The organism is Streptomyces sp. NPDC043812, assembly GCF_056436245.1.
In genome coordinates this window covers 78,813-98,991 of the sequence record NZ_JBWKCY010000017.1, presented here as the reverse complement: position 1 = coordinate 98,991, position 20,179 = coordinate 78,813, and the positions used below count along the sequence as shown (strand labels likewise).

Here is a 20,179-nt window from a genome sequence, read left to right as displayed (position 1 = left end):
GACGGGGCCCGGCCCGGCAGCCTGCCGGGCCGGGTCGGGCCGCGGACCGGGCGCGGGAGCGGCCGGGCGCCGGCCACCCCGCGGCCGTCAGCCCGGCCGGCCCACCAACTGGCGCAGGACGTCCTCCATCGTCACCAGACCCTCAGGCCTGCCGTCCTCGTCGAGGACCGCGGCCAGGTGTGTACGGCTGCGGCGCATCGCGGTGAGCACGTCGTCCAGCGGTGTCGTCGCCCGCACCCGGGCGATCGGGCGCATCGCGCTCACCGGGAACGCCACATCACGCGGGGCCGCGTCCAGCGCGTCCTTCACATGCAGATAGCCGAGAATGCGGCGTTCCGCGTCGACGACGGGGAAGCGGGAGAACCCGGACTCGGCCGAGAGCTGCTCCAGCTGTTCCGGAGTCGTACCGTCCTGCGCGTACACGACCTGCTCCACCGGCATCACCACGTCACGCACCGGCCGGCGTCCCAGTTCGAGCGCGTCGCGCAGCCGTTCTGCCGAGCGGTCGTCGAGCAGGCCCGCCTCGCCGGAGTCGTGCACGAGACGCGCCAGCTCGTCGTCCGAGAACGTCGCGGACACCTCGTCCTTCGTCTCGACCCGCAGCAGCTTCAGCAGACCGTTCGCCATGGCGTTGATCGAGAAGATCACGGGACGCAGTGCCCGTGCCAGCGTGACCAGCGGCGGGCCGAGCAGCAGCGCGCTGCGCAGCGGCTCGGCGAGGGCGATGTTCTTCGGCACCATCTCGCCCAGCAGCATGTGCAGATACGTGGCCACCGCCAGGGCAATGACGAACGAGATCGGATGCACGAGGCCGTGCGGCACGCCCACCGCGTCGAAGAGCGGCTCCAGCAGATGCGCGATCGCCGGTTCGGCGACGATGCCGAGCACCAGGGTGCACAGCGTGATTCCGAGCTGGGCGGCGGCCATCAGTGCCGACACATGTTCCAGCCCCCACAGCACACTGCGCGCCCGCCGGTTCCCCGCCTGGGCCTCCGGCTCGATCTGACTGCGGCGCACCGAGATCAGCGCGAATTCGGCGCCGACGAAGAAGGCGTTGACCACCAGGGTGAGCAGACCGATCAGCAGCTGAATCGCCGTCATCGTCCGGCCTCCTCGGTCAGGTCCTCGTCCGTCGCGTCGAGCGGTGCGTGCAGCAGCACCCGTGCCGCGCGGCGCCCGGAGGCGTCGGTCACGTCCAGCTGCCAGCCTGCAAGATCGATCCGGTCACCCGCGGCGGGGATGCGCCCCAGCTCGGTGGCGACCAGGCCGGCCAGCGTTTCGTAGGGGCCGTCGGGGACCCGCAGTCCGATGGAGTCCAACTGGTCGGTGCGGGCCGCGCCGTCGGCGGACCACAGATCGCGGCCGTCCGCGTCCTCGCCCGCCCGCGCCAGATCGGGCGTCTCGTGCGGGTCGTGCTCGTCGCGCACCTCGCCGACGACCTCCTCGACGATGTCCTCCATCGTCACCACTCCCGCGGTGCCTCCGTACTCGTCGATGACGACGGCCATCGTCGACCTCCCCGCGAGCCGGTCGAGCAGCCGGTCCACGGTCAGCGTCTCCGGGACGAGCACGGGCTCGCGCAGCAGCTCGGTGACCCGGTGGCGCTGCCGCAGCTCGGCCGGGACCGCGAGGATGTCCTTGATGTGGGCGATACCGACGACCGTGTCCAGGCTCCCCTGGTAGACGGGGAAGCGGGACAGACCTGTCGCACGGGTGGCGTTGGCGACGTCCTCGGCGGTGGCCGACACATCGAGCGCCATGACCTGCACGCGGGGCGTCATCACGTTCTCCGCGTTCAGCTCCGCGAGGTTCAGGGTGCGGACGAACAGCTCGGCGGTGTCCGCCTCGAGCGCTCCCTGCTTGGCGGAGTGCCGCGCGAGGGCGACCAGTTCCTTGGGGCTGCGTGCGGACGCGAGCTCCTCGGTGGGCTCCATGCCGAGCCGTGTCACGATCCGGTTGGCCGTGTTGTTGAGATGGCCGATCAGCGGCCGGAACGCCGCGGTGAAGATCCGCTGTGGGGGGGCGACCACCTTGGCGACGGCGAGGGGCGAGGAGATCGCCCAGTTCTTCGGGACCAGTTCGCCTACGACCATCAGCACTACCGTGGACAGCGCCGTGCCGATGACCAGGGCGGCCGACGACGCGACCGACGGTGATACGCCGAGCGCCTCGAGCGGTCCGCGGATCAGCTTCGCGATCGAGGGCTCGGCGAGCATGCCGACGACCAGGTTGGTGACGGTGATCCCGAGCTGTGCGCCGGACAGCTGGAACGTCAGGCTGCGAACGGCCTTCAGAGCGCCTGCCGCGCCCCGTTCGCCGCGTTCGGCGGCACGTTCGAGCTCTCCTCGTTCGACGGTGGTGAGGGAGAACTCCGCCGCGACGAAGGCGCCGCAGGCGAGCGAGAGCAGCACCGCCACGAGGAGCAGGAGCACTTCGGTCATCGGTTCACCTCCGTCCCATGATCGGACAGAGACAGGAGGGATGCGCGATGTCGGCTACTGGGAGGCTCGCCCATGGACGGACGCTCACACCTTTCGTACGGGGAGTGACAGATCCACCCATGGTAAAGGGTCGGCAAAGCATCGCCGACGGCTGCCCCGGTCGTCGAGGCGTCCGTCAGACGAAGGGCTTCACCCAGCGGCGCCAGTGGTCCTCCCGGCGATACCCGGCCGAGGCCCAGGCGCGATGCGCCCGCTCGTTGGCCTCCAGCACCATCGCGTCGCCGCGCCGGCCGCCCGCATCCACGAAGCGCTTCTCCGCCGCGTCCAGAAGAGCCGTCGAGATGCCCCGGCGCCGGTGCGAGGGGAGCACGGCGAGCCGGTACAGGGAACAGCGCCACCCGTCGTACCCGGCGATCACGGAACCCACCAGCAGTCCGTCCGCCTCGGCGAGGATCAGCGCCGCCGGATCCCGCGTGACGAGCCGGGTCACGCCGTCCACGTCGTCCGTGATGCTCGTGCCCTCCGCCGCCTCCTCCCAGAAGGCGAGTACTGCCTCGGCGTCGTCCACGGTGGCGGTGCGTATCTGCAGGACTTCCATGGCGCGGAGCCAAACATGTGCGCTGCGGCGGCCGCCAGCGAGTTCCGCACACCGAGACGGGGGTGCCACGGCCACGGGGGCGCCCTTGCCGGTGCTAGCGAATCAGCGCTAGCTTGGTGGGGTGGCGAAGACCCAGTTGAACGTACGCGTCGAAGAGACCACCGCCGAGGCCGCACGCCGACGGGCGCTGCAGCGCGGCATCAGCGTGAACCGCTACATCGAGGAGCTCGTCACTCAGGACGCGGGTGAGGTGGGGCGCACCTTCGTGGACGCGGCGGCCGACTTCATGAAGCAGTACGAGTCCGTCTTCACCGAGGAGTTCGGCGACAAGCGCTGACCACCGGCGCAGGGACCTGACAGGATGCCTCTGCGATGTCACGGAGCGACGACTGCGTCCTGTGCGGCGGCACGGTGGCACCCGACGGCCACTGCTGGCACTGCGGAAAACCCCAGCCCGCCTTCCGCGCACATGTGGAGATCACCACGGAGGACGGTGCCGCGGGCGTCAGCGACCGCGGCAGACGCCGCGGGATCAACGCGGACGCGCTGGCGCTGACCGGAGCCGGCGACTGGACGATCGGTGTCGTGTGCGACGGGGTGTCCATGTCGCCCAGGGCCGAACGGGCCGCCCAGGTGGCGGCCGAGGTCGCCATCGCCTCCCTGAGTGCCCGGCTCCCCGACGGCGCCGTACCCGAACTCGCGCTGGAGGAGGCCGCCGCCCGCGCCGGTCGCGCGGTCACCGCCCTTGCCACGTCCCCGGACGCCGCGCCCGCGTGCACCTTCGTCGCCGGCATCGCCGGTCCGGCGGGCATCTGGAGCGCCTGGATCGGCGACAGCCGCGCGTACTGGCTGCCCAACGAAGGGCCCGGCGCCGCGATGACCGAGGACGACACCGGCGAACTCGACGCCCTGGCGGCGTGGCTGGGAGCGGGGGCGGGCGATCCGTGTGCCCGGATTCGCAGCCACACGCCGCAGGGCCCCGGCCGGCTGCTGCTGTGCACCGACGGACTGTGGCGTCATCTGCCCGACCCCGGCGCGCTGCGGGCCGCCATGTGCCGACCGCGCACCGCGCCGGAACGCGTCCTGGACGACGTGCGGTCGCTGGTGGGCCACGCGTTGGACGCCGGCGGGGAGGACAACATCACTGCCCTGCTCATCCCGGTCACGGCAGGCGTGTTGCTGCCCCCTCGCCCTCGGACGGCACCGGCCGCCGGGGATACTGATCACCCGACGCGACCGGCACCGCCCGATTCCGGGGCCGTACCCCCACATGGAGAACGATGAGTCCCCTGACGTACCGTCACGTACTCGCATGAATCTCTCGATCGACATCGCCTGGCTGCTCATGGTCGCCGAGCACAAGATCCCGGGTGACCCCCAGGTCACCGACTGGGGCGCGCTCGTCGCCGCTGTCAGCCGTCACGACGCCGAGATATTCGGCATCCCCGCCTACAGCGATCCGCACGCCCGGGCCGCGGCACTGCTCCAACTGCTGCTGCACGTGCCCGCGTTGGAACACTCCAACGCCATGTTCGCCTCGGCCGTCGCCTACGGCTATCTCGTCGCCTGCGGGCTGAAGGTCGTCACCTCCCCCGAGCAGGTGCGGGATCTGGCGCGCCTGGTCAAGGAGGGCAAGGCGGACGTGCGGGCGATCGCTGCCGAACTGCGGCAGTGGAGCGAGTGATCAACCGTCCCTCGGGACCCGACCGGCCGGTGGCCGCCGGGCCGTCCCGATGACGCACGGCGACGTGGGCAACTGCACCCCGTGGTCCGGCACCCGGAACCTGCGGTGCGCGCCCAGTTCGAAACCCGCCGCCTCGATAGCGGCCAGCGTGTCCCGCGCCGTGTGGCAGCCGCCGAACAGCCGTGGCCACACGGTGCGGTCCAGCGCCCGCTGGGTGCGGGCAAGCCCAGGGCTCTCTGCCAGACCGTGCTCGAAGAACCGCAGTTCGCCGCCCGGCCGCAGCACCCGCGCGATCTCCGCGAGCGCCCTCGGCAGTTCCCTCACCGTGCACAGCACCAGCGACGCCACCGCCGCGTCGAACGCCTCGCTCTTGACCGGCAGCGCCTCCGCGGCACCCGGCACCACGTCCACCGGGACGTCGGCGCGCACCGCCGCCTCGGCCGCCAAGTTCCGCAGGGTGCGCTCCGGTTCGATCGCCACGACCTCGGAGACCGCGGCCGGGTAGTGCGCGAAGTTCAGGCCGTTGCCCGCACCGATCTCGATGACCCGGCCCGACAGGCCCGACAGCAGCTCGGAGCGGTAGGCGGCGAGCCCGCCCTTCACGTCCGCCGCCACGCTCATCCGTGCGTAGAAGCGGGCGAAGATCGGGTGATGGACGGCGTCCCGGGGCACTTTCGAGCTGCGCAGCGCCATCGCGGACCTCCTCGGGCGGGCGGGGCCGGTCACCGCCATTCTCCCCCGGAAGGCGTGAATCAGCCGTCCGTGCCCGCCACGAAGCAGAATTCGTTGCCCTCGGGGTCCGTCATGACCTGGAACCGGCCGTGGTCGTCGGTGACCACCGCACCGACGCGTCCCGCGCCCAGCCGTACGGCCTCGTCCGCCGCGTCATCGATGTCACCCGCGTCCAGGTCCAGATGGAGGCGGTTCTTCACCGCCTTGCCCTCCGGCACCCGCTGGAACGCGATCCGTACGCACTCCGGCGGATCGACGTAGGACCAGTCGTCACTGCGGTCCACCGGTTCGCCACCCAGCAGGGAGGCCCAGAACCGGGCCAGGCGGGCGGGGTCGTGACAGTCGAGGACGATCTCGTCGATGCGTGCGCGCATGACCGTCAGCGTACGGCCGCGGTGAACTCGTCCGCGTTCCAACGGCCGCCGAGCCGCGGTGCGAGCCACTCGCCCGCGCGGGACCGGAATCCGGTCGCACCGAGCGCCCCGGCACCTTGGGGGACGGCCCCGAGCAGCGGGGCGTCCGCCGCCCGGGGCAGGTCCACCACATTGCAACGCGCCGCGAGGTCCGGCACGTCCGGCCAGCTGCCGACGACGACACCCAGCGGTTCCAGACCGCGTGCGCGCAACGCCTCGGCGGTCAGCGCCGTCATGTTGAGCGTGCCGAGACCCGCGGGCGCGACGACCAGAACGGGCGCGTCCAGCAGGCGGGCGGCATCCGCGAGGGTCGCACCGGATTCGTCGAACCGTACGAGCAGTCCGCCGGCGCCCTCCACCAGCACCAGGTCGTGCTCGGCCGCGAGTTTCCCGGCTGCCTCGGCCACCTCCTCCGGGGACACCGGGGCGAGTCCTGCGCGGCGCGCCGCAGTCGCGGGCGCCAACGGCTCGGGGTAACGGCCCAGTTCGACGGCCGTGACGTCCCCGGCGAGCCGCCGCACCACGTCGACGTCGCCCTCCTCACCGGGCGCGACCCCGGTCTGGGCGGGCTTCAGGACGGCGACCGAACGCCCCTGTGCCGCGGCGACCGCCGCAACGGCCGCGGTGACGACGGTCTTGCCGATCTCCGTGCCGGTCCCGGTCACGACGATCACTGCCATGTGCTGCGCCTCTTTCGTTCGTTCCCACTCCAGGATGCGGGCCTGCGGCCGGCCCGTTTCAGCCCGCCGCCGCGGCGGCGGCCACCGCACGGCACACGCGCGCCAGGTCGTCGTCGCCCGTCACATACGGCGGCATCGTGTACACGAGGTCGCGGAAGGGCCGCAACCACACGCCCTCGCGCACCGCGGCGGCCGTCGCCGCCGCCATGTCGACCTCGTGGTCCAGCTGGACGACGCCGATGCCGCCCAGTACCCGCACGTCCCGCACACCCGGCAGCTCCGCCGCCGGTGCCAGCCCGTCCCGCAGCCCGGCCTCCAGGCGCTTGACCTCCTGCTGCCAGTCCTGTCCGAGCAGCAGATCGATCGAGGCGCACGCCACCGCAGCGGCGAGGGGGTTGCCCATGAACGTCGGCCCGTGGGCGAGCACAGGCACCTCGCCGCGCGAGATCCCGTCGGCGACCCGAGAGGTGCACAACGTCGCCGCCATCGTCAGGTAACCACCGGTCAGCGCCTTGCCCAGGCACATCACGTCCGGCGCCACACCCGCGTGCTCCGCCGCGAACAGCGTGCCCGTGCGGCCGAAGCCGGTCGCGATCTCGTCGAAGACCAGCAGCACCCCGAACTCGTCGCACGCCTCGCGCAGCACCCGCAGATACTCGGGGGCGTGGAACCGCATGCCGCCCGCGCCCTGCACCACCGGCTCCACGATCACCGCGGCCAGCTCCTCGGCGTGCCGGGCGATCAGGGCGCGCAGACCGTCCGCGTAGGACTCGTCGTACTCGGCCGGCGGAGCGTCGGCGAAGATCTGTTGTGGCAGGACTCCCTGCCACAACTGGTGCATACCGCCATCGGGGTCGCACACGGCCATCGGCTGCCAGGTGTCGCCGTGGTAGCCGCCGCGCCATGTCAGCAGTCGCTGCTTGGCCGGGCGGCCCACCGAGCGCCAGTACTGCAGGCACATCTTGACCGCGACCTCGACCGACACCGAGCCCGAGTCGCACAGAAAGACATGCCGAAGCGGCTCCGGCGTGATCTCCACCAGACGTGTCGCCAGCCGCACGGCGGGCTCATGGGTGAGCCCGCCGAACATCACATGGCTCATCCGACCCAGCTGAGCCGTCGCCGCCTCGTTGAGGACGGGGTGGTTGTAGCCGTGGACGGCCGACCACCACGACGACATGCCGTCGATCAACTCACGCTGTCCATGGACCTCTTCGGCCAGCCTGAGCCGCACCCCGGAGGCGGACTCGACGACCAGCGGATCCGTACGGCCGGGCATGGGCCCGTACGGATGCCAGACATGGGCCCGGTCCAGTGCGCGCAGCTCGCCCGGTGAGAACTCAGGCATTGGGCGCGAGATCCGTGCCCGCGCCACGGCGGCGCACAGCGACCAGATCCGTACGGGCAGCCGGTACCTCGGTCGCCTCCGCGGCCGTCGTCTCCGCCTGCGGGGCCTCGTCCGAGCAGCCGCCCGATCCTTCGCCGCACACCGATCCGCAGCCGCCGCTCGCGGCGCGGTGCTCCGGCAGCGTGGTGGTGTCCGCGCCCTCCACCTCGAATCCGGCGTCCGCGATCATCTCCAGGTCGGCCTTGCCGGCCTGGCCCTCGCTGGTCAGATAGTCGCCGAGGAAGATCGAGTTGGCCAGGTGCAGCGCCAGCGGCTGGAGCGTGCGCAGGTGCACCTCGCGCCCGCCCGCGAGGCGTACCTCGACATCGGGGCACACGAAACGCACCATCGCGAGGATGCGCAGCGCACGCTGCGGCGTCAGGTTCCACTCCTTGGCCAGCGGCGTGCCCTCGAAGGGGATCAGGAAGTTCACCGGCACCGAGTCCGGGTCCAGCTCGCGCAGCGCGAAGACGACGTCGACCAGGTCCTTGTCGCTCTCGCCCATGCCGGCGATCAGACCCGAGCACGCGGACAGGCCGGCGTCATGCGCCTTGTTCACCGTGTCCACACGGTCGGCGTAGGTGTGCGTGGTCGTGATGTCCCCGTACGTCCCCTCGGACGTGTTGAGGTTGTGGTTGTACGCATCCGCGCCCGCTTCGCGCAGCCGCTCGGCCTGGCCGTCGGAGAGCAGCCCGAGGCAGGCGCAGACCTCGACGTCCTCGTTCTGCTCCTTGATCGCCGCGATCGTCTTCGAGACCCGGTCGACGTCGCGGTCGGTGGGACCGCGCCCGCTCGCGACGAGGCACACCCGCTTGGCGCCGCCCGCCACACCCGCGGCCGCGGCGTCGGACGCCTCGTCCGGCTTGAGCCAGGTGTACTTGAGGATCTCCGCCTTCGAGCCGAGCCGCTGGGAACAGTACGAGCAGTCCTCGGGACACAGGCCCGACTTCAGGTTGACCAGATAGTTGAGCTTCACCCGCCGTCCGAACCACTGGCGGCGCACCTTGCCGGCCGCGGCCACCACATCGAGCAGATCGTCGTCGGAGGTCGCCAGCACGGCGAGCGCTTCTTCACGGGTCGGCAGCTCGCGCCGCAGCCCCTTCTCCACCAGCGTGTTCAGCAGATCCATGGCGCTGATCCTGACGTACGGCACGGGCTCGGGCCAAGGAGGAACTCCACAACAGCGGCTGTTTGAGGTGTGTGCATGGCCACATCCGATCCTTGGACAGACCCGGTTAGGGTCTGTGCGCTGCCTACAAAAGGACCGGAGCTCTCATGCCGCAGGCCCCTCACGATCCTTTCGCCTGGATCGACGACGAGGCGCGCCGCCGTGAGCGCGCGGGCCTCGTCCGCACGCTCCGGCCGCGCGAGGCCGACTCCGCCGCCCTCGATCTCGCGAGCAACGACTATCTGGGCCTGACCCGCCACCCCGAGGTCACCGCGGCCGCCGCCGACGCGGCACGCAGCTGGGGAGCCGGCGCCACCGGCTCCCGGCTCGTCACCGGAACCACCGCCCTCCACACGGAGCTCGAACGCGAACTGGCCGACTTCTGCGGATTCGAGGCGGCCCTCGTCCTGTCCTCCGGATACGCCGCGAACCTTGCCGCGGTCACCGCTCTCAGCGGCCGCGACGCGATCGTCGTCTCCGACGCGTCCAACCACGCCTCCATCGTCGACGGCTGCCGGCTCTCCCGCGCCGAGATCGCGGTCGTGTCGCACGCCGCGCCCGACGCCGTGCGCAAGACGCTCGACGCCCACCCCGGCCGGCGGGCCCTCGCCGTCACCGACTCGGTGTTCTCGGTCGACGGCGACGCCGCGCCGCTGCCCGCTCTCGCGGCTGCCTGCCGGGAGCACGCTGCCGCGCTGCTCGTCGACGACGCCCACGGCTTGGGCGTGCTCGGCGACGGCGGCCGCGGCGCACTCCACGCCGCGGGCCTCGCCGGAACTGCCGGCGTCGTCGCCACGCTCACGTTGTCCAAGTCCCTCGGCAGCCAGGGCGGCGCGGTCCTCGGCCCCGCCCGCGTGATCGAGCACCTGATCAACACCGCCAGGACCTTCATCTTCGACACGGGCCTCGCGCCCGCTGCGGCGGGTGGGGCACTCGCGAGCCTGCGGCTCCTGCGCCGCGAGCCGCAGCTCGCGGAGCGCGCCCGGGACGTCGCCGCCGAGCTGCACCGGCGGCTGACCGGCGCGGGTCTGACCGCGGCGCGGCCCGACGCGGCGGTGGTGTCCGTCCGGGCCCCCTCGCCCGAGGCGGCGCTGCGATGGGCGGCGGACTGCCGTGCGGCGGGTCTCGTCGTGGGCTGTTTCCGGCCGCCGTCCGTACCGGACGGCATCTCCCGGATCCGGCTCACCGCGCGCGCCGACCTCACCGCCGGGCAGATCGACATGGCTGTTGCGACGATCCTCGGCACGGCGCCCGCCCGGTGACGGTGCTGCCCGATGCCGACGAGGTGCCGACGGCCTTCCCGGCGCCGCGCCCTCCGCTGACGCCGTCGCGTCCACGGACACCACCCGCCGCGTGACCGCGGCCGGTTCGTGAGCGTGTGCCGGGGAGGTCCGGACCGCCCCAAATACGCTCTCTCGTCGCAGAGTTCACCGCTTTGAGCGATAGATATGAGCCTATCCGGTGGATCGCCGACCGCGTCCTGTGCAAGGTGGCAGTCTGACGCAGAAGCACAATCCGCGGCCGTCCTCGTGTGTCATCCGCTACGAGTCGGAGCCCGGCCCGGTGGGAAAGGGGCAGCGTCGCCATGGCAGACCGTCAAGAAGCATCCGTCACTCTGCCGAGCGATCCGGCCTCGGTCCCGGCCGCCCGGAGATACGCCACCGACGTCGTCCGCGGATGGGGGATGCCCGACGGTGCCGACGCCGTCGACACGGTGCGCCTCATCGTCTCCGAACTGGCCACCAACGCCGTGCAGCACACCCTCGGCCAGTCGCCGACCTTCACCCTCGACCTGTGTCTCGAACGGGACGAACAGCTGCGCATCGGTGTCACCGACAGTCATCCGCGCTGGCCGCGTCGCCTGCCCGCCGCGGTCCGCCAGGACAACGGCCGGGGCATGGTCATCATCCGCAGCCTCACGGCGCAGTACGGCGGACGGCTGTCCGTCACCCCCACCGACGAGGGCGGCAAGACCGTCTGGATCGCCCTGCCGTGGTCGGTCCCCGTGCAGAGCTGAACCAGCGCGTCCGTGCTGTCACAACGGCCGGGCGCCCGCGGTCTGCTGCCCGGCGCGTCCGAACGAGCCGCGCAGCAGTGCCCTCAGTGACTGCGCCGCCGGGCCGGACTCCTCGCCCCGGTGCACCACGGAGATCGTCCTGCGGAACGAGGTTGGCTCCAACTGCCGTACCTGCAATGGCGTCGCCGACATCGCGGCCACCATCTCCGGCACCACCGCCACACCGATCCCGGCACTCACCAGGGCGCACACGAGCGCGTAACCGGGCGACTCGCACACCACGGCCGGTGTCGCGCCGGCCTGCGCCAGCGCACCCTCCACGCCCTTGCGCGGCGGATGCGACGGAGCGCTGCTGATCAGCGGCTGCCCCGCGAGCGCGCTCACCGGCAGCCGGCCCGAGCCGCCCGCCCAGCGCATGCCCGGGGGCCGTGATCAGCACCAGCTCCTCCACCAGCAGCGGTTCCACGGCCACGCCCGGCGGCAGAGGCGCGGGTTCGGCCGGTTCATAGGCGTGCGTCAGCGCCAGATCCACCTCGCCGGTCGCCACCGCGGCGACCCCTGCCGGCGGCTCGTACTCGGCCACGGTCAGCTCCACGTCCGGATGGGCACGGCGGAAGGCGCTGAGCACCGGTGGCAGCAGATGGACGCCGACGGTGGTGAACGTCCCCACCCGTAGCCGTCCCCCCGACAGTCCGGACAGCCGGGCCAGTTCGTGCCGTGCCCGGTCCATCTCGTCCAGCACGCGGCGGGCCCGCTCCGCGAGCAGCTCGCCCGCGGCCGTCAGCCGGGCCCCGCGGTGGTGCCGTACCAGCAGTGGGGCACCCGCTTCCCGTTCCAGCTTGGCCAGCTGCTGGGAGAGCGCAGGGGCGGTGTAGCCGAGGCGTGCGGCGGCACGGGTGATCGAACCGGCCTCCGCCACCGCGACCAGGGCCGCCAGCCGTGTCGGGTCGTACATGGCACCCCTCGAGCGTCGGCAGCCTTAAGCATTGCTTTGGGCAGACCCAGAAGATTGCAAGCACACGTTAAGGCCTGCGCGCCGTCACGATGGAAGCCATGGACGCACACCTGGTCGCATTCATCGGGGTCGCCGCGGGCATGGTCGCCATGCCGGGTGCCGATTTCACCGTGGTCGTACGCAGCGCGCTCGCCTCGCGGCGGGCAGGGGTTGCCTGCGCGGTCGGGGTGGCGGGCGGACTGGTCGTCCACACCGCGCTGGCCGTGGCAGGGCTTGCCGCGGTGCTGGTGGCGGTGCCCGCGCTGTACCGGACGTTGCAGATCGCGGGCGGCGCCTATGTGCTGTGGCTGGGCATCCGTGCGGTGCGTTCCGCGCTGCGCCCGCTCGCCGACGAGACCGGTGCCGACGAGGGCCGGTCCGCCGGCGGTGCCGCACTCAGCCTGCGCCGGGGCTTTCTCACCAACGTGCTCAACCCCAAGGCGCCGGTGCTCTTCCTCAGCCTCCTGCCGCAGTTCGTGCCGGACGGCGCGGCGGTCCTGCCGCGCACGCTCCTGCTCGCCACCATCGTGGTCGTGCTCGCACTGGTCTGGTTCCCGGCGGTGGCACTGCTGGTCGACCGGCTCGGCCGATGGCTGCGCAGGCCGCGCACCACGCGTGCCGTGGAAGGCGTCACGGGCGGCGCGCTCACCGCGCTCGGCGCGACCCTGCTGGTCCAGCCGCTCGCCCACTGACGTGGAGGTCGAGCGGCCGTTCGACGTTGACGGCCGATCAATTGCTGTCACCACCGCTGGGGAACAGCGTCTGTCGGGGTGTCAGTCCACGCGGCCGTAGTACACCTTGCTCGTCCAGATCTTGACCAGCCGCACCACGTCGCCCGTCTTGGGCGAATGCCAGATCTGTCCATGGCCGGCGTAGATGCCCACGTGGTAGACGAGCCCGCCCGCGTGGAAGAAGACCAGGTCACCGCGTTCCCGATCGGCGGCGGAGACATGCTGGGTGCGGTTGTACTGCTGCTGGGCGGTGCGGGGCAGCTGCTTGCCCGCCTCCTTGTACGAATAGAGAGTCAGTCCGGAACAGTCGAAGCTCGACGGGCCCGTCCCGCCGTATCTGTACGGCGATCCCTTCTTCGATTCCGCGACTTGGAGTGCCTTGCTCGCGTGGCTGGTGATGGCATGGCCCGGGGTGGTGGCGCCAGGAGCCACGAGCGTGCCGCCGAAGACGGCCATGGTCAGTGCCGAAACGGCGCCCGCGCGTGAGAACAGGAGCGGGAGATGCGTCTGCGCAGTCATGCGCAACCCTTCGTCAGCCGCCTGTGAAGGATGACCTGTCGGGTTCGGACCGGCGAAGACGCCCGGCCGCCGAAGCGGCTTCACCCCAAGAGAGGACCGGGATCACCGGTCGCCCCGTACTGCTCGGGTCCTCCACTCCTGCCGATGCACTTCTGTCGACCAGGCATCCGATGCGGCGGCAGGACTCAGCGTCCGCTCGGACCGCCCCGTCAAGGTGGCGGGGGCTTGTCGTCCCACGGATCCTGACCCACGCGTGTCCGATTTCCGAGTTGAAACGGCTTTTGTGAAGGCAATCACGACTGATCTGTTCGGGTGGGCAGGGGCGTTGGAGGCCCATTCGCCTGACGCGGAATCATGGTCGTACCAGCGGCGTAGCCCGCCGATGCCGCCAAATCGGTGGTCTCGCCGCGCAAGTCCTGCGACACGCAACAACTTCGCCCGAACTCCACCGAACGGGGTACGAACACCGTTACCCCGTCGGCGGTTGACAGAGCGGATCGATCGTCAACTTGTCGGCACGGACGGCATGGTCACCCGGTTCGCCCGGCGTTCCCCGTCCAGGATGCGCAGTGCTTCGGCGAGCGTGTCCGCGTACACCTCGCTCTCGCCGCGCATGTGCATGAGAGTCAGGGCGTCCTTCAGGGCGGCGGCACGCCCGACCAGGGCCTGTGCCGCACGCAGCGCGCCGTACGTGTGCGTGGCGCGGGCCGGGTTGATGCGCCCCACCAGATCGACCACTTCGAGAAAGCGGTCGATGAACTCGGCCTCGGCGCGGGTCAGGGCGGGCAGCGGCGGCATCTCGGGCGGCAGCATCGTGGGTCACCGCCCGCCGGGCGCTGCCGACGAAGCCTTGCGGCTCTCGATGACGTGATCGATCAGGCCGTACGCCTTCGCCGCCTGTGCGTCGAAGATCTTGTCCCGCTCCAGATCGGCGGCGATGCGCTCGGCGTCCTGGCCGGTGTGGCGCACCAGCATCGCGGCGAGCTGTTCGCGCAGACGCAGCAACTCCGCGGCGTGGATCTCCAGATCGGAGGGCTGGCCGCGCAACGGCTCCTCGACGGCGGGCTGCTGGACGACGATGCGGGCGCCCGGCAGTGCCATGCGCTTGCCGGGGGTGCCGGCCGCGAGCAGTACGGCGGCGGTCGAAGCGGCCTGCCCGAGGCAGGTGGTGGCGATGTCGCAGGTGACGACCTGCAGGGTGTCGTAGATCGCCGTCATCGCGCTGATCGAGCCGCCCGGCGAGTTGATGTACAGGCAGATGTCCTGGTCGGGGGCCGCGTATTCGAGGTGCAGCAGCTGTGCGATCACGTCGTTCGCGGAGGTGTCGTCGACGGCGGTGCCGAGGAAGACGATCCGCTCGCCGAGCAGCTTGGAGTACGGGTCGAGAGTGCGGGTTCCCGTGCTGGTGCGTTCGGTGAACTCCGGCAGGACGTAGCGGGCGGCAGGGCGGGTCATGACGTACCTCTCCTCAGGTCCGTGGCACTGTCCATCTGTAAAAAATGTACAGGATGTACAGGCCGTTATGATGGGGAGCATGGCCTACGGATCCGAGGAAAGCTACAGGTCAGGGGCTATTTCACTCTCAGCGTGAGAGTGAATATCTCACGATGTCTCACATCGGGGCTTCAGGAGCCCCGTCGCCGACACCAAGCAGAGCGTTCAGATGGACCACGGCTTCGCCCATGTCTGCGGCCGTGGGATGGACGTACACGCGCTTCGTGAAGGACGCGTTCGTATGGCCGGCCCACGCGGCGAGGATGTGGTCCGGGATGCCGCTGTTCGCCAGGAACGTCAGGCAGCTGTGGCGCGCGTCGTACAGGCGCACCTTCCGCAGCCCGAGCTTGGCCATGAGGCTGTACGCGTGCTCCCGCAGCTGCCGGGTGCTCATCGCCTGCCCGAGCAGGTCGACGAACACGTACCCCGACTCCAGGTAGTACGAGCCCATTGCTGCCTTCTCTGCCTCGTGCAGAACCTGCGACTGCAGGAGCGCCAGGCGGACCGGCTCCGGCAGGGGGAGTGTGCGCTCGCCCGCCTCACTCTTCGTGTCCTTCTCCAGGACCCGGGCGTTCCCGATCATCGTGCGGGTGTTCGCCACCGACAGGACGCCTGCCTCGAAGTCGATGTCCTCCCAGCGGAGGCCGGCTACCTCGGCAGGGCGCAGGCCCATCAGCCCGAGCAGCAGCGGTGCGAACATCCGGTCGTCGCGGATGCCGACGACGAACGCCTTCACCTCCGCCTCGCCCCACGGCTTCTGACGCTGGTTCTCCCGACGGTCCGCCTTGCGGGCCATACGGGGGACGGCCACGTACTCGGCGACGTTGCGGGCCACCAGGCGGCGACGCACGGCCAGTCGGAGCGCAGCCCGCAGGCGTCCGAGGACGCCGTCAGCGGTCGACGGGCGGATACCCGTGCCCTTCTCGCCCCCGCGGCGCCTGGCGCCCGTCAGTAGCCACCCCACGAACTCCTCGACCTGATCCTCGGTGAGCTCTTGCAGCCGGATGTGCCCGAGCTGGTCGTACACGTGTACCAGCGCGTTGCGGTAGCCGACGAGCGTGGACTCCTCGAGGTCACCCCGCTTGCTCTCCATGTAGGCGTCGAGCAGCTGGGAGACGGTCATCTTGCTGGGGAGGATCAGCTGTCCGGTACGACGTTCGTGACGCATCCGGGCCAACTCGTCGCGGGCCTCCTTCAGCGTGTCCATCGTCACCGTGACCTGCTTGCGCTTCCCGTCGGCGTCCCGGCCGGCGTCGATGACGAAGCGATAGCGGACCTTCCCGCTCTGCAGCGTCACCTTCTTGATCGGGTCAGCCATCGCTACCTCCCCTCCGGATATGCCCAGGGATCCGGTCGTCGCCCTGGCTGGTGAAGAGACCGATAGGGCGGGAGTTCAGCAGGAACTCCGTGTGCGCCCGCTCCGCCTCTTCTTCGCCTTCCGGCAGCGAGAGCGGTTCGTTGCACCATGCCCACTGCCATGCGAGGCGGCCGTCGACGGGGCCGGCGCCTGTGATTTCGACGTCAGTACGCGCATCCGCCGGGAGCAGCAGGGTTACGGGGGAGACCCCGAGGACCACGGCGAGAGCCACCAGGTCATCGACGTCTACGCGCCGGATCTGCTTCGCATCCGTGGCGGCGCCGTTCTCGATCTTGTTCAGGGCATCCGCGCTGAGGCCGCGGCCGATCTTGCCTAGGGCGTCAGAGAGGGCCCGAAGGCTCAGCCCCTTCGCCTTACGCAGGCGCGCCACGTTCGCGGCTACTGCTCGTCCGTTGGATCCCAACTCAATGCGTCCTGTCGTCATGATCCCGGATGGTATTAGTCGAGATTATCTCGACGTGATCCAGGATCTTGCGGGTTTCTGTCTCGGTCGGTACTCTCACATCATCACGGAACATCACGTCATGATGCAAGTCCCCATCGAGAAAATCTCGACAGGAGTTGTAGTGAAGATCGAATGGCTTAAGCCGCCGGAGGTCGCGGCAGAGCTCCGCGTCACCGTCGGAACGCTCGCCAACTGGCGCTACCAGGGCATCGGGCCCAGCTACATCAAGCTGCCCGGCACGCGGGGGAGTGTCCGATACAGCCGCGCAGCCGTAGACGCCTACCTCGGCCACCGGGTGCGGGATGCCGCATGACACAAACCCCGCCCACGCTCGCCGATGTGCGCACCTGGCCGGCCACCGTCTCGGTGCCGCAGGCCGCACTTGCCCTCGGCTGCAGCAAGACGAAGCTGTACGACCTCATCAAGCGCGGCGAATCACCCGTCAAGGTGCTCACCTTCGGGCAGCGCCCCGTCGTCATCACGGCCCACCTCATCCGAGTGCTCTCCGGAGAGGAGGACGTAGCCGCATGACGACGAACGCAGAAACGCCCCGGGCCGAATCCGGGGCGTTTCAGAAAAGCCTCGCTGTGGGCGGTGGGCTCGACGCCACCGTAGCGCAGCCCCAGGGCCGCCGGGAGGTGCGGGCCACTCCCGGCTGGCCGCCCATCGCAATCCCTGGCCGGCCCGGCTGGTGGCGCCACTGCATCGACGGCCAGCAAGTCGACCTGCCCACCCGTACCGAAGGAGGGGGCCATGGGCAGTGAGCTGCGCCGCCAGCTGCGTGAAGCGCTCGGGCCGGACATCAAGGGCCTGCAGCGGGCCGTAGCTCTTGAGCTCGCCGACGACGCCCGATGGGACGACGAGTGGAACTACGACGCCGTCAAGGGCCGCAGGAGCAAGGCGCGCCTGGCCGACCTGGTGCGCTGGACGGCAGCGAAGGACGAGCTGAGTGTCCGCGAGATGCTGCGCCGCCTCTCCGTGGCCGGCTGGGAGTTCCGTCTGCCGATCGGTAAGGGCAAGGACGGACGTCCGCTGTACGCCGTACCGGGCTACGCAATGCAGTTCCGGGTGCCTGACTTCGACGTCCCGGCCATCGTCGACACCTTCAGCAACGAGGGGGTGGCTACTGCTGCTCCGTCCGAGCAAGGCCCAACCGTGGTTGGCCCTATAGACCCAACGGTGGTTGGGCCTATGTCCGAAGAAGGAGACCAAGGCCCAACCGTGGTGGGTGAAGGCCCAACCGTGGTGGGTGAAGGCCCAACCGTGGTGGGTGAAGGCCCAACCGTGGTTGGGTCCCCATCTCTTGTCTCTCCTTGTTCTTCTCCTAAGGACTCTCCCTCCTCCTCCTCCGTGGCTGAGGTCGAGTCGGAAGTCCTCGAAGGCGTGGTGATCGAGGGAGGAGGAGGCGGAGGGGATGATTCCTTTGAAGAGATCAGCAACAACGACCGCCCCCAGCCGAGCCGGGCTAGCACGTTCGTGCGCAGTCTCGACTACCGCGGCAAGCCTCCGGGGTCGAAGCGCACCCGCGGACTGAACATGCGCGTAAGCGCTGCGTTCGCAGCCGGGTGGACCGAGGACGGTCTCCGCCGCTACCTCGACGTCAGCGACGATCCGAGCGTGCGCAACCCGGCCGCCGTGTACGCCCATCGGCTGAAGGAGGACGAGCTCCCGGAGCCTCCGACTCCTATTACTGCTGCTCCGTCCTTCCCGCCCCCGTGCGCCGAGTGCTACGACACCTACCGCGAGGCCGCACAGAGCAACATGCGGCTGCGGATGCGGAACGGGGAGCCGTGCCCCGACTGCCACCCGTCCGTCGTCGGCATGAAAGACAGCAGCGACGGGGGCGTGTGGGACCGCGCCATGGATCGCGCACAGACCCGCATGGTTTCGGGGGGCGACTGGAGCGGCGCAGGAACGGACGAGCGCGTCGCCGGATGGATGGCGCTCAGCAACTCGTTCCGACCGGAGGAGCGAGAGCACCTCCCCAGTAGCTACTTCAAGCCCGCCACATCCGACATCCGCGTGCAGCAGGCCCTTGACGTCGGCCGGCGCCTGCAGGCCGAGCACGACGCCAAGACCAGCCCCCGCGGCCACAAGCCGTACAGCAACGAGGGCTGGGACCGGATCGGCGAGCAAGTCTCGAACGGCACCCGGCCCGGCGGCGCCGACCGCGTCCCCCACTGCGGAGACCCCGACTGTGACGAGTACAGCCGCACCCGCCTCGAGGACGGCGAACCCACCATGTGCAACCGCTGCCACCCGGCACTGCGGTTCTGAGAGGAGACCCCATGACCCACCGGAAACGCTTCATGGGCTTCTGCGCCAGCTGTGCCCGCCGGCTCCGCAAAGGCGACTACCTCCTCTGCTCCAAAGGCTGCGGCGCCCGCCTCTGCCGCCACCCCCAGCCCTGCATCCCCCAGCACAACCCCAACTGCAGCCTCCGCACCACCACCTACACCAACAACCCGCAGGAGACCTGATGCCCGACACACGCACCACCCGACAAGCACAAGCCATACGACAGCGACGAGCAGCACTCAAAGCCGCACGCGACGACGGACTCATCGAGCGATACCGAGCCAAGCTCGTCCACGTCAGCACACCCGAACAGCACGGCGCGAAGCTCGCACTCGCCGCGCTCAACCGCGAACACGACACCATCGCAAGACTCCTCGACTACGCGCCGACAGGCACCGTCAGGCAGTCCGCGGCCGTCGCCCTGGGGGCCCTGGCCGAACTCGCCCTGACAGCCAGGCCGGCCAACCTCACCAAAGCCCGCGACGCACTCGCCCGCATCGAAGCATCCGGCCCCGACCAGCCGCCCGCAGCATGACCGCCCACCCGGTAGGGGAGTTCGGATCGCTGAACTCTCAGCCTGGGGGCCCGCCGCGGTCAGTGAAAAACACCGCTGCACAGATCGGCCGATAGGGGGTCTGCCCTCACAAAGATCGGAAACCCCCGGCGAGACAACCGGAGTTGACCGCGGCGGGCCCCTGAGGGTTTCGCTTCGGGATCGGAACACCCCTAGGAGGGGACATGGAAGAGAACGAGGACCAGGAGCCGGAGTTGGTCGAGGTTCCGCTCGATGAGCCGGAGCCGTTGACGGGCCGGCACCGCGAGTTCGTCAGGACGGATCCTCTCGCGGCTCAGCATTGGGACCGCCGGAATTGGAGGCGGTCATGATGGTGCGCACGCTGGACGGTACGGACGCTGCGGGCGCGCTGCTGGTGCTGGATGTCTATCAGCACGCTGAGAGCGTCCCTGAGGGCCCGTGGACGGCCCAGCTGGGCTTGGCGGCCGTCGTGGACGGTACAGGCGCTGTGTGGTTCGTAGGCGACGGTGAGGTGGGCCGCGTGGTGCCGCTCTCCTGCCGCTGTGAGCATGCCGAGTTGACGACGTTCCGCGATGGTGTGGAGATCTGCCGTTCTGTCACTTTGACCCGCTAGAATGATCGAAGGTTCATCAACGGCCCACTCGGCCCGCGAGATACCCCGTGAG

The 20,179-nt window shown here is 70.3% G+C and carries 25 protein-coding genes, 1 pseudogene and 1 riboswitch; of the genes and pseudogenes, 12 read left to right on the top strand and 14 right to left on the bottom strand.

Translation table 11 applies throughout. The features are described from left to right. Positions 1 to 87: 87 nt before the first annotated feature. From AC067Z_RS24540 to AC067Z_RS24530, 3 genes are all read right to left on the bottom strand, one after another. Positions 88 to 1,101, bottom strand: coding sequence for a hemolysin family protein (locus AC067Z_RS24540; protein ID WP_478791737.1), 1,014 nt, complete (start codon positions 1,099 to 1,101; stop codon positions 88 to 90). Further along, entirely contained in the window at positions 1,098 to 2,441 is a 1,344-nt protein-coding gene (locus AC067Z_RS24535) for a hemolysin family protein (protein ID WP_478791736.1), read from the bottom strand. The genes AC067Z_RS24540 and AC067Z_RS24535 overlap by 4 nt, the downstream gene beginning before the upstream one ends. A gap of 175 nt (positions 2,442 to 2,616) precedes the next feature. Further along, a complete protein-coding gene (locus tag AC067Z_RS24530; RefSeq protein WP_478791735.1) occupies positions 2,617 to 3,039 on the bottom strand; it encodes a GNAT family N-acetyltransferase in 423 nt (140 codons plus the stop codon). Between the two features lie 121 nt (positions 3,040 to 3,160). Here AC067Z_RS24530 and AC067Z_RS24525 point away from each other — a divergent pair, with 121 nt between their 5' ends. Genes AC067Z_RS24525 through AC067Z_RS24515 form a run of 3 tightly spaced genes read left to right on the top strand, consistent with a single transcriptional unit; the run spans position 3,161 to position 4,723 of the window. Next, entirely contained in the window at positions 3,161 to 3,376 is a 216-nt protein-coding gene (locus AC067Z_RS24525; protein WP_478791734.1) for an antitoxin, read from the top strand. Positions 3,377 to 3,411: 35 nt separating this feature from the next. Next, a complete protein-coding gene (locus AC067Z_RS24520) occupies positions 3,412 to 4,323 on the top strand; it encodes a PP2C family protein-serine/threonine phosphatase (RefSeq protein WP_478791733.1) in 912 nt (303 codons plus the stop codon). Between the two features lie 28 nt (positions 4,324 to 4,351). After that, positions 4,352 to 4,723: a fic family toxin-antitoxin system, toxin component gene (locus AC067Z_RS24515; RefSeq protein ID WP_478791732.1), complete on the top strand. Its 372-nt coding sequence runs from the start codon at positions 4,352 to 4,354 to the stop codon at positions 4,721 to 4,723. Here the strand turns inward: AC067Z_RS24515 and AC067Z_RS24510 are convergent, their stop codons facing one another. Genes AC067Z_RS24510 through bioB form a run of 5 tightly spaced genes read right to left on the bottom strand, consistent with a single transcriptional unit; the run spans position 4,724 to position 9,064 of the window. Then, entirely contained in the window at positions 4,724 to 5,416 is a 693-nt protein-coding gene (locus AC067Z_RS24510; RefSeq protein WP_478791731.1) for a class I SAM-dependent methyltransferase, read from the bottom strand. A 59-nt stretch (positions 5,417 to 5,475) separates the two neighbouring features. Next, positions 5,476 to 5,829, bottom strand: coding sequence for a VOC family protein (locus tag AC067Z_RS24505; RefSeq protein ID WP_478791730.1), 354 nt, complete (start codon positions 5,827 to 5,829; stop codon positions 5,476 to 5,478). A 5-nt stretch (positions 5,830 to 5,834) separates the two neighbouring features. Beyond that, entirely contained in the window at positions 5,835 to 6,548 is a 714-nt protein-coding gene (bioD, locus tag AC067Z_RS24500) for a dethiobiotin synthase (RefSeq protein ID WP_478791729.1), read from the bottom strand. 58 nt (positions 6,549 to 6,606) lie between these two features. Next, positions 6,607 to 7,896 (bottom strand): adenosylmethionine--8-amino-7-oxononanoate transaminase, encoded by a 1,290-nt coding sequence (locus tag AC067Z_RS24495; RefSeq protein ID WP_478791728.1) that lies wholly within the window; start codon positions 7,894 to 7,896, stop codon positions 6,607 to 6,609. Continuing rightward, positions 7,889 to 9,064, bottom strand: coding sequence for a biotin synthase BioB (gene bioB, locus AC067Z_RS24490; protein WP_478791727.1), 1,176 nt, complete (start codon positions 9,062 to 9,064; stop codon positions 7,889 to 7,891). Before bioB ends, AC067Z_RS24495 begins: the two co-directional genes overlap by 8 nt. Before the next feature lie 146 nt (positions 9,065 to 9,210). Between bioB and AC067Z_RS24485 the strand changes: the two genes are divergently transcribed. Together AC067Z_RS24485 and AC067Z_RS24480 are read left to right on the top strand one after the other, a co-directional pair. Continuing rightward, complete coding sequence (locus AC067Z_RS24485; RefSeq protein ID WP_478791726.1) at positions 9,211 to 10,365, top strand: 8-amino-7-oxononanoate synthase; 1,155 nt, start codon at positions 9,211 to 9,213, stop codon at positions 10,363 to 10,365. Positions 10,366 to 10,688: 323 nt separating this feature from the next. Then, on the top strand, positions 10,689 to 11,120 hold the full coding sequence (locus tag AC067Z_RS24480) for an ATP-binding protein (RefSeq protein WP_478791725.1): 432 nt from the start codon (positions 10,689 to 10,691) through the stop codon (positions 11,118 to 11,120). 18 nt (positions 11,121 to 11,138) lie between these two features. On the opposite strand, the pseudogene AC067Z_RS24475 reads toward AC067Z_RS24480, so the two are convergent. After that, positions 11,139 to 12,075 (bottom strand): annotated as a pseudogene (locus AC067Z_RS24475) (LysR family transcriptional regulator). 98 nt (positions 12,076 to 12,173) lie between these two features. On the opposite strand from AC067Z_RS24475, the gene AC067Z_RS24470 reads away from it, so the two are divergent. Then, positions 12,174 to 12,806: a LysE family translocator gene (locus AC067Z_RS24470; protein ID WP_478791724.1), complete on the top strand. Its 633-nt coding sequence runs from the start codon at positions 12,174 to 12,176 to the stop codon at positions 12,804 to 12,806. 81 nt (positions 12,807 to 12,887) lie between these two features. Here AC067Z_RS24470 and AC067Z_RS24465 read toward each other — a convergent pair whose 3' ends face one another. From AC067Z_RS24465 to AC067Z_RS24445, 5 genes are all read right to left on the bottom strand, one after another. Beyond that, the gene (locus AC067Z_RS24465; RefSeq protein ID WP_478791723.1) at positions 12,888 to 13,364 is read right to left on the bottom strand and encodes a C40 family peptidase; all 477 of its coding nucleotides are present in this window, start codon (positions 13,362 to 13,364) and stop codon (positions 12,888 to 12,890) included. Between the two features lie 3 nt (positions 13,365 to 13,367). Further along, positions 13,368 to 13,540, bottom strand: a riboswitch (cyclic di-AMP (ydaO/yuaA leader). A gap of 328 nt (positions 13,541 to 13,868) precedes the next feature. After that, positions 13,869 to 14,177, bottom strand: coding sequence for a hypothetical protein (locus tag AC067Z_RS24460; protein WP_478791722.1), 309 nt, complete (start codon positions 14,175 to 14,177; stop codon positions 13,869 to 13,871). Positions 14,178 to 14,183: 6 nt separating this feature from the next. Next, on the bottom strand, positions 14,184 to 14,819 hold the full coding sequence (locus tag AC067Z_RS24455; RefSeq protein WP_478791721.1) for an ATP-dependent Clp protease proteolytic subunit: 636 nt from the start codon (positions 14,817 to 14,819) through the stop codon (positions 14,184 to 14,186). A gap of 157 nt (positions 14,820 to 14,976) precedes the next feature. Then, the gene (locus tag AC067Z_RS24450) at positions 14,977 to 16,176 is read right to left on the bottom strand and encodes a site-specific integrase (protein WP_478791720.1); all 1,200 of its coding nucleotides are present in this window, start codon (positions 16,174 to 16,176) and stop codon (positions 14,977 to 14,979) included. Next, a complete protein-coding gene (locus tag AC067Z_RS24445) occupies positions 16,169 to 16,660 on the bottom strand; it encodes a helix-turn-helix domain-containing protein (protein ID WP_478791719.1) in 492 nt (163 codons plus the stop codon). The genes AC067Z_RS24450 and AC067Z_RS24445 overlap by 8 nt, the downstream gene beginning before the upstream one ends. 142 nt (positions 16,661 to 16,802) lie before the next feature. On the opposite strand from AC067Z_RS24445, the gene AC067Z_RS24440 reads away from it, so the two are divergent. From AC067Z_RS24440 to AC067Z_RS24415, 6 genes are all read left to right on the top strand, one after another. Next, positions 16,803 to 16,994: a helix-turn-helix transcriptional regulator gene (locus AC067Z_RS24440; RefSeq protein WP_478791718.1), complete on the top strand. Its 192-nt coding sequence runs from the start codon at positions 16,803 to 16,805 to the stop codon at positions 16,992 to 16,994. Next, positions 16,991 to 17,212 carry a helix-turn-helix transcriptional regulator gene (locus AC067Z_RS24435; RefSeq protein WP_478791717.1) on the top strand — a complete coding sequence of 74 codons (222 nt, stop codon included), beginning with the start codon at positions 16,991 to 16,993 and terminating at the stop codon, positions 17,210 to 17,212. Before AC067Z_RS24440 ends, AC067Z_RS24435 begins: the two co-directional genes overlap by 4 nt. A 222-nt stretch (positions 17,213 to 17,434) precedes the next feature. After that, positions 17,435 to 18,958, top strand: a complete 1,524-nt coding sequence (locus tag AC067Z_RS24430; RefSeq protein ID WP_478791716.1) for a hypothetical protein — start codon at positions 17,435 to 17,437, stop codon at positions 18,956 to 18,958. Between the two features lie 11 nt (positions 18,959 to 18,969). Further along, the gene (locus tag AC067Z_RS24425) at positions 18,970 to 19,161 is read left to right on the top strand and encodes a hypothetical protein (protein ID WP_478791715.1); all 192 of its coding nucleotides are present in this window, start codon (positions 18,970 to 18,972) and stop codon (positions 19,159 to 19,161) included. Further along, on the top strand, positions 19,161 to 19,514 hold the full coding sequence (locus AC067Z_RS24420) for a hypothetical protein (RefSeq protein ID WP_478791714.1): 354 nt from the start codon (positions 19,161 to 19,163) through the stop codon (positions 19,512 to 19,514). The genes AC067Z_RS24425 and AC067Z_RS24420 overlap by 1 nt, the downstream gene beginning before the upstream one ends. A gap of 346 nt (positions 19,515 to 19,860) precedes the next feature. Then, positions 19,861 to 20,127, top strand: a complete 267-nt coding sequence (locus AC067Z_RS24415) for a hypothetical protein (RefSeq protein WP_478791713.1) — start codon at positions 19,861 to 19,863, stop codon at positions 20,125 to 20,127. The last annotated feature ends 52 nt before the right edge of the window (positions 20,128 to 20,179 follow it).